Here is a 16,309-nt window from a genome sequence, read left to right as displayed (position 1 = left end):
GCGCATCTTCTACAATGGACAGGATGCGACCGTGGACGAGTTCCCGGCGATCATCGCCGGGCTGCGCGAAGGCGGATCACGACCGCAAGGCCAGTCGTGCAGTGGATCCGTTGTCGCGTCACGGAAAATCGTGATCGCCGCACACTGCGCTGATGCGGCTGGTCAGAAGTCGTTCCTCTATGGACTCGATGATCTCAACGCTGGCGGCGGTTTCCGCACACAGGTTGTCGAGTACAAAAAGCACCCTCGGTACGTGAACTTCGATCAAGGTTATGACGTGGCCGTGGTGACCACAGCCGACGATATCCCTGTGCGCGGCGGGAAGTACGCGACCGTCGCGACCTCAAAGGACGCTGGTTTGGAAGCGCCAGGCAAGAACGGGCTCGGCTTTGGTTACGGCAAGAAGGATTTCGACGACGCGTCCCGTGATGTGACCCTGGACAAAGCGTTGCTGCCGATCGTCAACGGGGCGCAGCAATGCCAAGGCGTCGGCGCCGGATTCAAGGCCGCGACAATGATTTGCGCCGGGTACAACGACGGGCGCGTGACAATCCTGCCTGGCGACAGCGGCGGTCCGTTGATCGTCGACGGGAAAATCATCGGTTTGGCTTCGTGGAGCCGAAGCGACTTCAAGTGGTACAGCATCTACGCGCGCCTGACCAACGACATGGGCGACTGGGTGGCCGCTGAGATCGGCAACAACAACCCGCCTGGCGAAGGCAAGTTGACGGTTTCGCCTGCATCGGGAACTGCTTCGCCGGGCGGATTTCTCAACGCGACCGTGAGCGTCGAGGGTGTCTCGGTCACTTTGGACGCGACCGGCGTGCAGTTCAAACCGTTCTTCAATCCGCAGTCGGTCCACGCAGGCGGGACTTCGCGGATGACCGTGATCGCGCCATTCCAGCGTGGCACGTATCCGATCACGATCACTGGCGGTGCGCTGAAAACGACGTACACACTGACCGTGTCTTGACTTGAACCGCGGTTGAGGTTGCACGGTTGGGGCATGACGATTCTCGTGACCGGGGCCACCGGCCAAGTCGGCGGCCAAGTCGTGTCCCAGCTCTCGGTCTCCGTCCGGCGCTTCTCCCGCAGCACCGGCGGGGACATCACCTCAGCCGCCAGCGTCCGCGCGGCACTGGACGGCGTGTCCTCGGTTTTCCTGGTGTGGCCGTTCTTTCACACCGAAGGCTTTGAGTCGATCATCGACGTGATCGCGGCTTCGTCGGCCCGCCGGGTCGTGTATCTGTCGTCAGCTGGCGCTCCGGACTGGGCGTTGGGCGTCGAGAAGCAGATCGAGGCGTCCGGTCTGGAATGGACTTTCCTGCAGCCGACGGGATTCGCAAGAAACGCACTGGGATGGGCCGAGGAGATCAAGACGACCGGCGTCGTTCGCGCGCCTTTCGGCGCTATGGCAAGGCCATTGATCCACGAGTACGACATGGCCGCTGTCGGCGTCCAGGCTCTGTTGTCCGACAAGCATGTTGGCGCGCGGTATGTGCTGTCCGGTCCCTCGTTGATTTCTCAGGTTTCGCAGGTCGAGGTGATCGGCGAAGTCATCAGGCGGGAATTGCGGTTCGAGGAGCAACCTGCCGAGGAGGCACAAGCCGAGATGCTGGCGGCCGGGTGGCCTGAGACCGTTGCCAATGAAGCATTGGGCGCGTGGGCCGCGATGACCGCGCACCCGGAGCCGATCACGTCCACTGTGGAAGAAGTGACGGGCGCACCCGCCAAGACGTTCCGCGAATGGGCCCAAGACCACATCGCCGACTTCACAACCTCGTGAGTGGTTAGCCGTGTTCTAACACGGCTAACCACTCACGAGGCCTGAGCTGGGAGTTTAGATTCCCGCTGAGGCCAGCCAGTCCTGGGCGACCTTGGACGCGTCCGGCTTGTCCGGGGCCGCCAGCTTGGTGTTGAGATCCTGCAGAGCCTTCGTGTCCAGTTTGGCCGAGATCTTGTTCAACGTGGTCTTCACGACGTCGGTCGCCTTCGCGGTATTGATCACCGGGATGACGTTCTGTGCCGCGAAGTTGTTCTTCGGGTCGTCGAGCACGACGAAGCCGTTGGCCTCAATGGACGCGTCGGTCGTGAAGATGTCCGCGGCCTGGATGTCGCCGTCCAGCAACGCTTTCGTCGTGATCGGGCCAGGCTCGAGAGACTTGTAGCCCTTGAAGTTCAGGCCGTAGCGCTCCTTCAGGCCCGGGATGCCGTCGGGCCGCTGCTGGAACTCCGGCGGCCCGCCGAACGTGATCTCGCCCGCGTGCGCGGTCAGATCGGCGATGCTCTTGGCGTTGTACTTCGCCGCCGTTTCCTTCGTGATGACGACCGCGTCCTTGTCCTCGGCCGCGGCTTTGTCCAGCACGGTCAGCGACTGTGGGACGACCTTCTTCAGTTCGGTGTAGACCTCGTCCGAGCTGGTCGCCGTCGCCTGCTTGTTCAGGTACTGCAACAGGACGCCGGTGTACTCGGGCACGAGGTCGATCGAGCCGTCCTGGATTCCGGGGAAGTACGTTTCCCTGCTGCCGATGCCGAGTTTCTTGTCGACCTTCACGCCCTTGGCGCTCAGCGCCTGTGCGTAGATCTCCGCCAGCAGCCTGCTCTCGGCGAAGTTGGCCGATCCCACGATGATCGTGTCGGTCGGCGCGGGGTTGCCGGTCGCGTTGTTGCCTGCCAGCGGGTCTGATGAGCCGCCGCATGCAGTGAGCGCGAGCGCCGCCGCCACGACGGTCGCCAGCCCGGCGAGTGTGCGCTTCATCGTTGTTCTCTCCTCATGCGGTTTCTATTGCTACTTCCACCGGCACGACCTTGCGGTCGCGGCGGCGGGTCGGGTTGCGGCGCAGGCCGCGGGACACCACGAGCCACTGGACGAGAATCAGCAGCCCTTCGAGTGCGAGAGCGAGAACGGCGATCACGTACGTACCGCCAAGGGTCTGCGCGAAATCACGCAGGTACAACCCGTCAATCACGAACCTGCCGAGGCCACCGAGGGAGACGTACGCCGCGATGGTCGCGGTCGCCAGCACCTGCAACGTCGCCGCCCTCAAACCGCCGAGGATCAACGGCAGCGCGTTGGGAAGTTCGACGCTCCACAGGATGCGGCCTTCCTTCATCCCCATCCCGCGTGCGGCGTCCACAACGGACCGTTCCACATTCCTGATCCCGGAATACGTTCCGGCAAGGATCGGCGGAATCGCCAGGATTACCAAGGCAAGCGTGACCGGCAGCAGGCCGATGCCCATCAGCAGCACGAGCAGGATCAGCAGGCCGAGCTCAGGGATCGCGCGCAGAGCGTTGACCGCGCCGACAAGGAACCCGCCTTTGCCGCTGTGCCCAATCGCCATCCCGATCGGCAGGGCGATCACGAGGCCGAGTAACACGGCCAGCGCGGTGTATCCCAGATGTTCGAGCACGCGGGTAGGAATCCCACTCGGGCCGGACCATTGTTCGGGTTCGAACAGCCAGTTGAAAGCGTTCCCGAAACTGTTCACTTGGCCGCCTCCACCGCTCGCCCGGCCCTGGCCCACGGCGTCAGCAACCGCCCGACCAGAAGCAAAAGGCCGTCGAAGATCATCGCAAGCAGGAAGATCAGCAGGATCGCGACGATGATCTCGTCATAGTTCTCGACCGCGAACCCGTCCGTGAACAACGCGCCAAGCTGCGGCACTCCCAGAATCGCCGCGACGCTCGTCAGGCTGATGTTCGACACCGTCGCCACACGCAAACCGGCGATCAGCACAGGCACCGCGAGTGGCAACTCCACGCCGAAGAACCTGCGCACCGGCCGGTACCCCATCGCGTTGGCCGCGGCGATCACGTGCGGCGGGACAGCCGCCAGCGCGTCCGCGACCGACCGGACGAGCAATGCGACGGTGTAGATCGTCAGGGCCACGATCACGTTGATCTCGTCGAGCACCCTCGTACCCAACAATGGCGGCAGGATAAGGAAAAGCACGAGCGACGGGATCGTGTACATGATCCCCGCGACCGGGACGAGGATTCCACGCGCGACCGGCCAGCGGTTGGCCACCCAGCCCAACGGGATCGAGATGACCAGGCCGAGCACCACCGGGAGCAGGGAGATCGCCAGGTGGTACCCGGTCAGCTCGAGAACGTTCTCGAAGTTGCGGGACAACCAGTTCATGGCTTGCTCACGGCTTCAGGGTGGCCTTCGATCAGGTCAAGCACCTGGCGCGCCGTGATCACGCCGACGTACTTGCCGTCGCCGTCGATCACCACGCCCTTGCTGGACGGCGAGGACAATGCCGCGTCCAGGGCTCCGCGCAGGGGCGTGCCGGTCGTGTACAGGGATCCGCCTGCCACTAGGTCCTTTTCGGCCAGTGGGCCGTCCACTGTGGTCCTTGGGGCCAGCCAGCCGTGCGGGCATCCTTCGGCGTCGACCGCGAGCACCCAGTCGGCGCTGGCCTCGGGGTATGGCTCACCAATCGTCGCGGTCGCGACCTGGTCGACACTGATGCCAGTGGACTCCAAAAAGGACAGTCCACGGTAGCCACGGTCCCTGCCGACAAAGCTGGCCACGAACTCGTCGGCGGGATACCGCAACACATCCGCCGGCGTGCCGTACTGGGCGAGCACGCCGCCCTTGCGGAACACGGCCACCTTCTCGCCGATCCGCACGGCCTCGTCGATGTCGTGCGTGACGAACACGATCGTCTTGTCCAGCTCGCCCTGCAGGCGCAGCAACTCGTTCTGCAGGTCTTCCCTGACCACCGGGTCGACCGCGCTGAACGGCTCGTCCATCAGCAGGATCGGCGGGTCCGCCGCCAGCGCCCGCGCGACGCCCACTCGCTGCTGCTGCCCACCGGACAGCTGCACAGGGTACCGGCTGCCCATCTCCGCGGGCAGGCCCACGGTCTCCAGCAACTCGGCTGCCCTGGCCCTTGCCTTGCGCTTGTCCCATCCGGACAGCAGCGGCACGGTCGCGATGTTGTCCAGCACCGTCCGGTGCGGGAACAGCCCGGCCTGCTGGATCACGTAGCCGATGCCGCGGCGCAGGGTCGCGGGTTCGGAGTCCTTGATGTCCTTCCCGTCGATCAGGATCGTGCCGGATGTCGCCTCGATCATCCGGTTGACCATGCGCAACGACGTCGTCTTGCCACAGCCGGACGGCCCGACGAACACCGTTATGGTACCGGCCTCGACCGTCAGGTTCAGCTTGTCGACGGCAATGGTCCCATCGGGGTATTGCTTCGTCACGTCCCGGAACTCGATCACCGGGGCCCCGTTCGTCGCGGCGACCTCCTGCCGGCCGCCTCAAGTCTGATCGACCCTATCCCGAGGTACCGACAACGGCACGGAATTCCAGCATACGAGCAGCGCGCGGGCGTTAAATCTGGATCACTGCTGCCCTGCCACCCGCGCGCCTTCCGAATCGGCAACGAATTCGATGGGCGTCTGGTTCCGGCTCGGACAGATCTCGTCGGTATGTGTAACGAAGTTTCGGCTCGGGCGATCAGGGGCCGAATGTGTGAGGGTTCCCAGGTCCGATGCCATGATCATCTCTCGTGCAAGGGTCCAAATTTGACACCGTCGCGGCTCGCAACGGGCGCGGCGCGCAGACCTTCGCGGCTCGAAACGGGCCTGGGGCGAGCAGCGCCATGTACTTGCAACGGCCCCAGCAGCCGACACAGCTCGTGCAAGGGTGCCCGGGTCCAGCAGGCACTTGCCGAGGCGCAGGTCCGCACCACCATTGCCGCTCGTGCGGCGGCCCAGGCCCAGCACGCACCGAGGCCAAGTCCCATCGCGGCGCGTGCGGCGCCCCGGCCCGGCAGCACCGATCACGGCACGGGGCCGAAGGCTCCCGCAACCCCAGGGCCACAAGATCCAGCAGCAGTCACGGCATCTGCAAGCCACAAGGCGAAGCAGCGCACCTGCGAGGCTCAAGATCCGGATGCAGCGCACTCACGGCACCTGCAAGACCCAAATCCCGCAGCAGCCACGCGGTCACGAAGGAACGTGCAGCGGTCCCAGGTCCAGCAGGGCACGGAACTCATCAACCGGCACAGCCCGAGAAAGCAGCCAGCCCTGATAGGCCTCGACACCGATGTCGCGGAGCATGCAGAACTGCGTGGCCGTCTCGACGCCCTCGGCGACGCAACTGCGTCCCATTGCTCTTGCCAGGTCCACCACCGCCCGGGCAACAGCGAAGTCCGAGGGATCTGTGCCGATCCCGGCCACGAATCTTCGGTCGACCTTGATGATCTGCGCGGGCAGATCCTTCAGCCGGGCCAGCGATGAATACCCCGTGCCGAAATCGTCCACAGCGAACCGGACGCCCCGGGATACCAGGTCTGCCATGGCCGTACGGCTCCGGGAAGGAAGGTCTACGAAGCTCGTCTCCACGAGCTCGAGGACAACCCTTTCCCATTCGACCCCGGATCCGGCGATCGCGGTCGCCACAACGTCCACGAACTCCGGGTCGCCGGGCACGAGACCCGCGAGGTTGATCGCGACCGAGACCTGGCGCCCGTTGACCTCCGGCCAAGTTTTGGCCTCCTGCAACGCGGTCCGCAGAACCCAGCGGTCCAAGTCGCGCAACAGATCGCCCTGCTCGGCCACAGGCAGGAACTGGGCTGGCGAAAGCAAACCCCGATCCGGATGCGGCCAACGCACCAAAGCCTCGGCGGTCAGGATCGTCCCGTCGACACCGACAACAGGTTGGTAGTGCAGAACAAGCCCATCATTGCCCAACGCCTCACGCAGTTGGCCTTCGAGAACCATCTGGCTGTCGGCTGACGCCATCAGGGCCGCGTTGGCGAGTGAAACCCTTCCGGCGCCACGCCTTTTCGCCTCGAACATCGCCGCGTCCGCGAACCTGAGCAAGTCGGCGCCGGTCGTCTCCGGCCCGCTCGGCACAGCCGCGCCGACGGAAGCCGAAACCCGCAAAAGCTGTCCCCGCACGGGAACCGCGGTCCGGAACAAGTGCGCGACCTTCGTCGCCAGCTCATCCACGCCGCCGACTTCGTCGTGGTCAGGGCAGATCACGACGTACTCGTCGCCGGACATCCGCGCGGCGGTGCAGCCTTCCGGCAATCCGTCTTCGAGACGCCGGGCCAATGCGACCAGCAACTCGTCTCCGGCGTCGTGGCCGAGAGAATCGTTTACTCGCTTGAAATTGTCAAGATCGCAGAACAACAGGGCGACGTTTTTCGCACACGGAGCCGTCAGCAATTCGGCCAGCAGGTCGTTGACCGCGGCCCTGCCGGGCAAACCAGTCAGGTCGTCGTGGGTTGCCTGATGCCGCAACAACTCCGCGGCACGCAGCCGTTCGGTCACGTCCTGGAAGACCACCAGCCAGAACCGCTGACCATCGTCCGCGACCGATGACACCACGTTGAGCTCGCAGTACACCGGATCGCCCGCGGCCGTCACCATGACGCGCTGCCCGGCCGCGAGCCGGGCCTCCGGGTCGTGCTCCGGGTGCGTGAGCTTCTCCGCGGACATTCCACGCAGCCGCTCCAGATCCATCCCGAGCAACCTGCACAAAGCGTCGTTCGCGTCGACCAGTCGCTCGCCCGCGTCGAACAGGCCGATGCCGACCGGCGTGATCGCCACGAGGTCCGTGAACCGCTGGCTGGACCGCTGCATACGGGATTCCGTCGACCGCTGCTCGGTGACGTCCTGCGCCGTTCCCACCATCACTGGGCCGTCCGTGCGGCCTGCGAACGAGGCGCCGCGGCAACGGAATACGCGGATCGTGCCGTCCGGGCGGACGATCCGGTATTCGCAGACGACCGCCTCGCCGGTTTCGGCCAGTTGCCGCCATGTCCGGTCCACCCAGCTTCGGTCGTCCGGATGGACGAACTCCAGGTAGTCGTCGTAGGTCATCACCGGGCGCGGTTCGACGCCGAACAGCTCGTAGAGCATCGTCGACCAGACGCATTCGCCGGTCGCGGTGTTCCACGCCCAGGTGCCCAGCAGGGCTACGCGCTGCGCGTCCTCGAAGAGCCTGCGGTCGAGGCCGCGCTGCCGGTCCGGCTCTCGCAGCCTGGAGATGTCCTGCACGATCCCGCGGACTTGGTGCACCACGCCCTGCTCGTCGAACACCGGCTGGGCACGCACGAGGAAAACCCGGTCCGTATCGCGTTCCCGCAGTTCAAGCTCGATCGGCTGACCGTCGGTCGACTCGATCAGCCGTTCACGGAACTCGATGACCGCCGGCAAGTCGTCCGGGTGGGTCTTGAACAGCAGCGCGGCCTCGGTGTCCTCGTGCCCGTGGCCGACGCCGAGCAGCTCGTAGAGCGGTTCGCTGTAGTGCGTGCGGCCCTCGGCGACGTTGTGCACGAAGCTGCCGAGCGCCGACACACGCTGGACTTCGATGAGCTCATCGACGTCGAACAGGCCGCCTCCGTTCACCGCTGGCGCGAACACGACCGTGGTCCCGGCGCTGCCCTGATCCACGCGCAGGGCCGTGACCTCGACAGATGTCCCGTCGGGGCGCAGTACTCGCTGACCGAGCTCGTCCTCGGCGAGCAGACCGGCCAGTGATTGGCCGATCAGCTCCTCCGGGGCAGGCACACCGGCGAGCACGGCCGCACCCAGGTTCGCCTGCACCACCAAGCCATCCGAACAACGGACCCAGCCCGCTTCGGCAGACCATGAATCAGTCAGAGCCGATTCACGTGCCGATCCCGCAGGCTCGACCAGTTCGGCCACGGTGCCACCCTTCCCGCGCCTCAACTCGGGCGGGCCGAGCGCCATCCTGGATACGTACCTCCCGCCGCGCGATCAGGCTACCGTCCTGTTCTTAACAATCAATCCCTGGCTGTGATCAGAAATCAATCAGGCCAGGTTAGGGCGCCACACCGTCCCGCACAGCGGCATCCGCGACGGCCTGCGCCACCTCAGGTGCCACACGCGGGTCGAGCGCGCTCGGCATGATGTGGTCGGCGTCCAGCTCGTCGAGCGCGACCGCGTGGATCGCCTCGGCGGCGGCCAGCTTCATGTTCTCGGTGATCCGGGTGGCACCCGCGTCCAGCGCGCCACGGAAGATGCCGGGGAACGCGGACACGTTGTTGATCTGGTTCGGGAAGTCGCTGCGACCGGTCGCGACGACGGCCGCGTGCTTGCGCGCGACCTCCGGGTGGATCTCCGGGTCCGGATTGGACAGTGCGAAGACGCTGGCATTGGGCGCCATCGTGGCAATGAGCTCCTCGGGCACCTGTGATGAGGAGAGCCCGATGAAGACATCCGCGCCACGCAAGGCTTCCGCGATCCCGCCACGCAGCCCGCTCGCGTTGGTGATCTCGGCAAGCTCGGCCTTGTAGGGGTTCAGGCCGTCGCGGCCGGGGTGGATGATGCCGCGCGAGTCGAGCAGCGTCACCTCGCCGACGCCAGCGGCGATCAGGATCTTGCTGCACGCGATGCCGGACGAGCCCGCACCGGCGATGACCACCCGCAGGTCCTTCAGCGCGCGGCCGGTAACCGTTGCGGCGCCACGCAAAGCGGCGAGCACGACCACGGCGGTGCCGTGCTGGTCGTCGTGCATCACCGGGCAGTCAAGGGCTTCGATCAACTTGGCTTCGAGCTCGAAGCAGCGCGGCGCCGAGATGTCCTCGAGGTTGACCGCGCCGAACGACGGCCGCAGCCGAACGAGCGTCTCGACGATCTCGTCGACGTCGGTCGTGTTGATCACCAGCGGAATGGAGTTCAGCCCGCCGAACGTCTTGAACAGCGCGGACTTGCCTTCCATCACCGGAAGCGACGCCGCGGCGCCGATGTCACCGAGTCCCAGCACCGCGGTGCCGTCGCTGACCACCGCGACCAGGCGGTGCGTCCAGGTGTGCGTACGGGCGACCGTCGGGTCCTCGGCGATCGCGCGGCTGACCTTCGCCACACCAGGGGTGTAGGCGATGGCGAGCGTGCGCGGATCGGAAATCGGCCGAGGGACCCCGATATCCAGTTTTCCGCCTTCGTGCGCGCGGAAAATCTCGTCGTCGGTCACCGGCTTCGCCAAGTCTTCATCCATTGCAGTCACAGGAGGCGTCCTCAAAAGTCAGCTGTTCGTGGAACGACGCTGAAAAACGGCGCGGTGGCACCGAATGTTCGAGCGGCGTCGACCGCCCGGCCACACTCATCCGCTGGTTGGATGAGGCAACCGCGGACGCTGCGGTTCGGACAGTGTGGCACCTGCCGACAGGAGTGTCTGCGGTGGGGATCACAGTTTTCCCCATGATTTCCGCATGTCAGGCCTTATTTTTGCAAGACGTCCGTCCGGTTTGTACACAAGATCCGCAGGCGGAGCGCCTCACGATCGGTCAAGTTGGCTGCCTAGACTGACCGGCATGCACGTACGCGAGTTGTCGATCGCCGGGGTCTTCGAGTTCAGTCCGCAGACCTTCGAAGACAACAGAGGATTGTTCTCGGCGCCATTCCAGGGTGACGTGTTCGAGAAAACGGTCGGCCACCCGTTGCGGCTCGGCCAGACCAACCACAGCGTGTCCAAGCGTGGCGTGATCCGCGGCATCCACTTCGCCGACACACCCCCGGGACAGGCGAAGTACGTGTACTGCCCGAGGGGCTCGATGCTCGACGTGGTCGTCGACATCAGGGTCGGCTCGCCGACGTTCGGCCAGTGGGACTCGGTCCTGCTCGACGCGAACTCCTACCGCGCACTGTATGTCCCGGAGGGAATCGGTCACGGCTTCGTGGCGCTGGAAGACGACACGGCGATGTCGTACATCTGCTCGATGGGCTACAACCCGGGCGGCGAGCACGGCATCACACCGCTGGACCCGGCGCTGCAGCTGCCGTGGCCGGTCGACATCGAGCCAATCCTGTCGGACAAGGACACCAAGGCGCCGACCTTGGCCGAAGCGCAGATCGCAGGCCTGCTGCCGAGCTACGACGCCTGCGTCGAGCACTACCGGAGCTTGTAGATCATCACCCCGAGCACCTCGGCCATCCCGAGCTCACGTGAATCGGTTGACGCGAACGGGTTGTCACCGACAACGAAGTAACCAGGCTGTTCCACCCGTTTGATGGACAACTGGTGCGGCCGCGCGGGCCACCGGACAAGCACGACGTCACCCGCCTTCGCCCGCTTCGCCCGGCGAATGAGCACAACGTCGCCGTCCTTGAGCGTTGGAGCCATGGAAGGGCCCCGGACGGTGACGAAGCGTATCGGCCACCAGCCCAACGGATGGGTCACCGATCACCTCCGACTGCCAGGCACCGGATGCGCGAGTAAGGTCCACATTGTCGGAGCATCCGTTAGTTCATCGTGCGTCTGCGAGACGCATATTGCCAGGGAGGCACCCATGCGACTGCCGTCGCTCAGGGCGCTCGTGCGCCCGAAGCTGGAGGCAAGCGCTCACTGCGACCTGCCGTGCGGCGTCTACGACCCCGCCCAGGCCCGGATCGAGGCCGAATCGGTCAAAGCGGTCCAGGAGAAGTACCAGGCCAACGAGGACCCCGAGTTCCGCACCCGCGCGATCCTGATCGCGGAGCAGCGCAGCGAGCTCGTCAAGCACCACCTGTGGGTGCTGTGGACGGACTACTTCAAGCCGCCGCACTTCGAGAAGTACCCACACCTGCACGACCTGTTCAACCGCGCGACGAAGGCCGCGGGAGCAGCGGGCACAAAGGGCTCGATGGACCCGGCCAAGGGCCAGGCACTGCTCGACCTGATCGCCGAGATTGACAAGATCTTCTGGGAGACCAAGCAGGGCTGAGGTCAGTTGACCTGAAACGGCGTCCACCTTCCCCAAGGTGGACGCCGTTGTCCGTTACTTGAACTCGTGCAACTGGGCCACGGCCAAAGTCTGCTCGGCCTCGTGCTGCTCGAACGTGTCAACCTTCGTGAAGCCGAGGCGCGCGGCGAGCTTGAGCGACCGCGTGTTGGCCGACTGGGTCACAAGCACCACGGGCTGGTCAGGGAGCTCGGCGGCCGTGCGCAACAAGGCCGTCGCGGCTTCGAAAGCGAGCCCCTTGCCCCAGGCGTCGCGCCGCAGGACGTACGAAAGCTCCAATTCCGACCCACCCTCGACCACGTGACCAGGCACAGCGGCATCCCGCCTGCCGAGCGCCATGGTTCCGGCGAACTCGTTCGCCGCCTCGATCACGTAACTGCCGGGTATCACGGCCGAGCCGAGCGCGTCGAGCATCCGGGTGACATCGTCGAGCGGACGAGGGCCGCCAAGATACGTCCGGACCTCAGGGTCGGTGAAGATCTCCACGATGCCCGGGCGATCGGATTCTTGGTGGGGACGCAACAGGAGACGCTCGGTGGCGATCTCGACAGCGGACAGAGTCATACCGCCATCTTTCCGGAAAACGGAATTGGAACGGTGCCCGCGCGCCTCGGGCACCGTTCGGCAACGAACCTCAGCAGTAGAGGTTGTTGCCTGCTGGCACGCCGAGGATTCCGACGAACCGGTTGTAGTTGTTCACGCGGCTTTGCACCTGCGCGGGATTACGGCCGTTGCATTCGAGTGAACCGTTGATGCTTCGGATCGTCTCGCCGAAGCCGGCACCATTCACCATCGCGTTGTGCGGGGTCATCGTGCCCGGGCCGTTTTGGGTGTTCCAGTACCAAAGGCCGGTCTTCCACGCTACCGCCGCGTCGTTCTGGACCAGCCACGGGTTTGTCAGCAATGGCAGCCCGAGGGCGATGCCCGCCGCGTTGTAGTTGAAGTTCCAGCTGAGCTGGATCGGGCCACGGCCGTAGTACGCGGCTTGCCCGGCCGGGCAGCCGTAGGGCTGTGACGCGTCGCAGTAGTGCGGGTAGTTGGCTTGGTTCTGTTCGACGATGTGAACCAGTCCACCGGTCTCGTGGGACACGTTCGCCAGGAACGCCGCAGCTTCCTGCTTACGCACCACGTCGCTGCCGGTCTTCGCGAAACCTGGGTACGCCGACAAGGCCGCGACGAGGCCGCTGTATGTGTAGAACTGGTTGCGGCTTGGGAACATCTGGTTGAACTGCGCCTCTGTCACCACGAAACCCGATGGGTCCGGCGGGTTGGTTCCGCCGCAGGTGTAGGGCTCCCAGTACCAGGTGCTGATCACCGGGTCGTAGCCTGGGTTGTCGTGCTCCGCTATGTAGTAGCGGCCGTCCGTGTATTTCACGATGTTGCCGGTCACGTAGTTCTGACCGGCCACCCAGTTCGGATAGTTACAGCTCGAAGGCGGCGGGGTTGAGCCTCCGCAGGCTCCTTGGTCGGCCCAGACGTCCGCCGTTCCCGGGGTTTCGTTCTGTGTCCACCATTTCGCGGACCAGTTTTTTCCGTTGTGTGAGGCGGTCATTCCGCCCGTGTAGACCTGCGACGCACTCCACGCTGAGACACAGGCGGGTGCCGCGGTCGCTGATGGTGACACGACAACCATGGCGCCGATGGCCAGGCATGCGGCCATGGCCGCGATGAGGCGGCGTAACAACACGGTCAACTCCTTAGGCAGGGTAAGGAATGTCGGTGTCACGTGACTCAGACCACTAAACCTCAATTGGTCTATACCAGTCAACCCTCATGCGCGCGGTTCAACCCCGCCACGACCGGGAACCCTCAATCATGGTGTTCCAGCTGGTATGGACGGTTCTCACGGCGATGTCCAGACGCCGCCACAAAAGCAGTCGCAAGGTCTTACCGGACAAGCGTTTTGTAAGGGGTACGACGCAGCTCACACCGCGAACTCCCAGCGACTGACCGACTCCGCTCTTACGATCGGCGAGTGGCAGACGAAAAAGGCTCTGACGCGGGCGCTGTGTACATCCTCCGCCATGGCGAGACCCAGTGGTCGGCCAGTGGCCAGCACACGGGCGTCACCGACATCCCGCTGACCGCCAACGGCGAACAGCAGGCGCGGCGCGCCGGGCTGGTGATGAGCGCGCTGCGTGGCAGCGATGTCCCGCCGTATCGGGTGCTCACCAGTCCCCGCCAGCGCGCGGTACGGACCGCGGAACTCGCCGGCTTCACCGTCGACGAGAAGCTCGAAGAGCTCGCTGAGTGGGACTACGGCGACTACGAAGGCCTGACCACCGCCAAGATCCGCGAAACGGTTCCCGGTTGGACTGTGTGGACTCATCCGTCACCCAATGGCGAGGAGGCCAAACAGGTCAGCGACCGGGCCGACGCGGTCCTCGCGCGGGTCAGGGAACTGCTCCCGTGCGGCGACGTAATCCTTGTCGGGCACGGACATTTCAGCCGCGTGCTGATCGCCCGCTGGCTCGACCTGCCAGCCGCCCACGGTGTCCATTTCGGACTCGACCCGGCCGGTACCGCCGTGCTCGACCACGAGCGGGGCGAGCCGAGGATCGCTCGATTGAACGTGCCGCCGCTGGACGTCTGAGGCACCAGAGTAGGTTTGCGCCGCGCACGATCTAGTTACGCGAGGAGCAAGCCGATGGGTGCCTGGGGCACGGGTGCTTTCGACAACGACGACGCGGCGGACTTCGCCGGGGACTTGAACGACGCGGCTCCGGCCGACCGGCCGGATCTGATCCGCGAGGCGCTGGAAGCAGCAGCCGACGCCGACGACATCGAGATAACCGAGGCCAACTCGGCGATCGCGGCCGCCGCGATCGTCGCGTCACAGCAGCCGGGCGGCCCGGAGGTCGATTCGGCGTACGGCCCGGACTTCCTGATCGACGGCGGCACCGTCGACCTGCCGGACGACTTCGTCGAACTGGCGGTGCGGGCGATCGGCCGGGTCCTGTCGGACGAGTCCGAATGGCGTGAGCTGTGGGACGAGGCGGAGTCGCTCGAAGAAGCGATCGCCGCCCTTGAGCCGATCCGCGCGGCGCTCAACCGTTAGGCCGGACCAACAAGTACCCCTGGTTGGCTGACGGAGCCAGCCAACCAGGGCCGGTCCGCAGCACGTCGGCGAACGCGAGCACGCGGTGGTACGCGCACAGCGACTCGGTGACACCGAGGATCGACGGAGTGTCCATTCCGATCGGAAGCTCGTTCAGGAAGTACTCGCTGGCCGTGATCACCTGCTGCACGGTCGGCGACTCGCCGCGGTGCGTCAGATAGGCGCGCGACACCTCAAGGCACGACGCCCGGAACCGCTCGTCGCTGTCGAAGGCGTCGCGCACGAGGTCTCGTAGCTTCAAGTAACCGGGGTTCTGCTCGAGATCGCCCCAACCAAGCACCTGCGCGTCCGGTTCGGTCGCGCCCGCGTCGCTGAGCGCGCGCCACACGCGGTTGCGGACCATCCTGGCTTCTTGCGAAACCTTGGCAGCAGCGCGTTCCGGCGAATAGCCCAGTGCGATGAGGGTGTGCGTGCTCGGCCGGTCGGCGACGAGGAAATGCACCGAGTCGAAGCGCACGAGGGCCCACGACGCGAGCTCACGCAGCCGCGTCTGGGAGAAGAAACTGTTGAACAGGCTGACCCCGAACAACATGTGCCTGCCACCGGCCAGCAGGCGCTGGCAGTTCGGCGACGCGGCGACCGCCTCACACATACACTCCACAATGGACTATCCGAACCGGACAGACGAGTCCCCTAACGGGTGGACACAAAAGAAAACGGGCCCGGGGTTCCGGGCCCGTTTTCGTTGAACTACGGTCACACACCGGCGATGGACTGGATCCACGGGCGGTACCGCGTGATGTTGGTGTACGCGGTGCGGGTGGAGCGGTCACTCGTGGACGCGACGCCGACCTGGCGGCCGTTGGAGAACATCGGGCCACCGGAGTCGCCGCCCGCGGTGATGCCGTTGATCCGGCTGGCGCACACGGCGATGCCGCCGCGGTAGTCACTGCAGCCAACCGAGGTCACGCGGACGTCGGCGACCTTCAGGTACCGGGACTGGCAGTTGATCTCGGGCTGGCCGGTGCACGTGGCACCCCAGCCGTAGACCTGGACGGTGTTGTTCACGGCCACGTTCGCCGTGGTGCCCAGCGGCGAGTAGGTGCCCGTGTACGGCTGCGAAAGCCGGGCGATGGCCAAGTCGGCCGACGGGTGCTGGGTGATCTGGGCGGCCGTGCGCATCTGGCCACCGGTGGTCTGGTCCAGACTGCCGATCCGGAACGTGTACGTACCGCTGCCGGCCACACAGTGCTGCGCGGTCAGGACGTAGTTCGGGGCGATGACGGTGGCCGTGCAGTTCTGCTGGCCGTTGCGGAACAACCGCGCCGCCCACGGGGCGTTGGAGGCGTTGCCGCCACCGATGATCATCGGTGTGACATCAGTTGGCTCCGCGACGGGTGCCGCTGAGGCCATCGGAGCGGCGATGCCCATGACGGACAGGGTCACTCCGGCCAGAGCCATACCAAGACGCGCAAACTTCATGGAGATCACTCGATTCCGCGGCGGTGTAACGCCGCTTGCAGGGTGGAATCAGGGACCT

17 protein-coding genes are annotated in these 16,309 nt (G+C 65.4%); 6 read left to right on the top strand and 11 right to left on the bottom strand.

What is annotated here, in order from left to right:
- The first annotated feature begins 31 nt into the window (after positions 1 to 31).
- Both LWC34_RS25265 and LWC34_RS25260 read left to right on the top strand, forming a co-directional pair.
- A complete protein-coding gene (locus LWC34_RS25265) occupies positions 32 to 973 on the top strand; it encodes a S1 family peptidase (protein ID WP_233727627.1) in 942 nt (313 codons plus the stop codon).
- 33 nt (positions 974 to 1,006) lie between these two features.
- Complete coding sequence (locus tag LWC34_RS25260; protein ID WP_233727626.1) at positions 1,007 to 1,786, top strand: Rossmann-fold NAD(P)-binding domain-containing protein; 780 nt, start codon at positions 1,007 to 1,009, stop codon at positions 1,784 to 1,786.
- A 54-nt stretch (positions 1,787 to 1,840) separates the two neighbouring features.
- Here the strand turns inward: LWC34_RS25260 and LWC34_RS25255 are convergent, their stop codons facing one another.
- From LWC34_RS25255 to LWC34_RS25230, 6 genes are all read right to left on the bottom strand, one after another.
- Positions 1,841 to 2,758, bottom strand: coding sequence for an ABC transporter substrate-binding protein (locus LWC34_RS25255; RefSeq protein ID WP_233727625.1), 918 nt, complete (start codon positions 2,756 to 2,758; stop codon positions 1,841 to 1,843).
- A gap of 13 nt (positions 2,759 to 2,771) precedes the next feature.
- Entirely contained in the window at positions 2,772 to 3,491 is a 720-nt protein-coding gene (locus LWC34_RS25250; protein ID WP_233727624.1) for an ABC transporter permease, read from the bottom strand.
- Positions 3,488 to 4,144, bottom strand: coding sequence for an ABC transporter permease (locus LWC34_RS25245; protein ID WP_233727623.1), 657 nt, complete (start codon positions 4,142 to 4,144; stop codon positions 3,488 to 3,490). The genes LWC34_RS25250 and LWC34_RS25245 overlap by 4 nt, the downstream gene beginning before the upstream one ends.
- The gene (locus tag LWC34_RS25240; RefSeq protein WP_233727622.1) at positions 4,141 to 5,235 is read right to left on the bottom strand and encodes an ABC transporter ATP-binding protein; all 1,095 of its coding nucleotides are present in this window, start codon (positions 5,233 to 5,235) and stop codon (positions 4,141 to 4,143) included. Before LWC34_RS25240 ends, LWC34_RS25245 begins: the two co-directional genes overlap by 4 nt.
- 729 nt (positions 5,236 to 5,964) lie before the next feature.
- On the bottom strand, positions 5,965 to 8,676 hold the full coding sequence (locus tag LWC34_RS25235) for a bifunctional diguanylate cyclase/phosphodiesterase (RefSeq protein ID WP_233727621.1): 2,712 nt from the start codon (positions 8,674 to 8,676) through the stop codon (positions 5,965 to 5,967).
- 136 nt (positions 8,677 to 8,812) lie between these two features.
- Positions 8,813 to 9,988 carry an NAD(P)-dependent malic enzyme gene (locus tag LWC34_RS25230; protein ID WP_233728878.1) on the bottom strand — a complete coding sequence of 392 codons (1,176 nt, stop codon included), beginning with the start codon at positions 9,986 to 9,988 and terminating at the stop codon, positions 8,813 to 8,815.
- 316 nt (positions 9,989 to 10,304) lie between these two features.
- On the opposite strand from LWC34_RS25230, the gene rfbC reads away from it, so the two are divergent.
- Complete coding sequence (gene rfbC / locus LWC34_RS25225) at positions 10,305 to 10,898, top strand: dTDP-4-dehydrorhamnose 3,5-epimerase (RefSeq protein ID WP_233727620.1); 594 nt, start codon at positions 10,305 to 10,307, stop codon at positions 10,896 to 10,898.
- On the opposite strand, the gene LWC34_RS25220 is transcribed toward rfbC, so the two are convergent.
- Positions 10,883 to 11,170, bottom strand: a complete 288-nt coding sequence (locus LWC34_RS25220; RefSeq protein ID WP_308200133.1) for a S26 family signal peptidase — start codon at positions 11,168 to 11,170, stop codon at positions 10,883 to 10,885. The genes rfbC and LWC34_RS25220 overlap by 16 nt on opposite strands.
- A gap of 109 nt (positions 11,171 to 11,279) precedes the next feature.
- Between LWC34_RS25220 and sodN the strand changes: the two genes are divergently transcribed.
- Positions 11,280 to 11,693, top strand: coding sequence for a superoxide dismutase, Ni (gene sodN / locus LWC34_RS25215; RefSeq protein ID WP_233727618.1), 414 nt, complete (start codon positions 11,280 to 11,282; stop codon positions 11,691 to 11,693).
- A gap of 54 nt (positions 11,694 to 11,747) precedes the next feature.
- Here sodN and LWC34_RS25210 read toward each other — a convergent pair whose 3' ends face one another.
- A complete protein-coding gene (locus LWC34_RS25210) occupies positions 11,748 to 12,275 on the bottom strand; it encodes a GNAT family N-acetyltransferase (protein WP_233727617.1) in 528 nt (175 codons plus the stop codon).
- 70 nt (positions 12,276 to 12,345) lie between these two features.
- Positions 12,346 to 13,398 (bottom strand): glycoside hydrolase family 19 protein, encoded by a 1,053-nt coding sequence (locus tag LWC34_RS25205; protein WP_233727616.1) that lies wholly within the window; start codon positions 13,396 to 13,398, stop codon positions 12,346 to 12,348.
- Positions 13,399 to 13,686: 288 nt separating this feature from the next.
- Here LWC34_RS25205 and LWC34_RS25200 point away from each other — a divergent pair, with 288 nt between their 5' ends.
- On the top strand, positions 13,687 to 14,304 hold the full coding sequence (locus LWC34_RS25200; protein WP_233727615.1) for a histidine phosphatase family protein: 618 nt from the start codon (positions 13,687 to 13,689) through the stop codon (positions 14,302 to 14,304).
- A gap of 54 nt (positions 14,305 to 14,358) precedes the next feature.
- Positions 14,359 to 14,769 carry a DUF4259 domain-containing protein gene (locus LWC34_RS25195; protein WP_233727614.1) on the top strand — a complete coding sequence of 137 codons (411 nt, stop codon included), beginning with the start codon at positions 14,359 to 14,361 and terminating at the stop codon, positions 14,767 to 14,769.
- Here the strand turns inward: LWC34_RS25195 and LWC34_RS25190 are convergent.
- Positions 14,759 to 15,421, bottom strand: a complete 663-nt coding sequence (locus LWC34_RS25190) for a tRNA-dependent cyclodipeptide synthase (RefSeq protein ID WP_233727613.1) — start codon at positions 15,419 to 15,421, stop codon at positions 14,759 to 14,761. The genes LWC34_RS25195 and LWC34_RS25190 overlap by 11 nt on opposite strands.
- Before the next feature lie 104 nt (positions 15,422 to 15,525).
- Positions 15,526 to 16,251 carry a S1 family peptidase gene (locus LWC34_RS25185; protein WP_233727612.1) on the bottom strand — a complete coding sequence of 242 codons (726 nt, stop codon included), beginning with the start codon at positions 16,249 to 16,251 and terminating at the stop codon, positions 15,526 to 15,528.
- Positions 16,252 to 16,309 lie beyond the last annotated feature (58 nt).

Source organism: Kibdelosporangium philippinense (assembly GCF_021390435.2).
GTDB lineage: Bacteria > Actinomycetota > Actinomycetes > Mycobacteriales > Pseudonocardiaceae > Kibdelosporangium > Kibdelosporangium philippinense.
The sequence above is the reverse complement of the archived record's forward strand: the minus strand, read 5'-3'. Positions and strand labels throughout refer to the sequence as shown.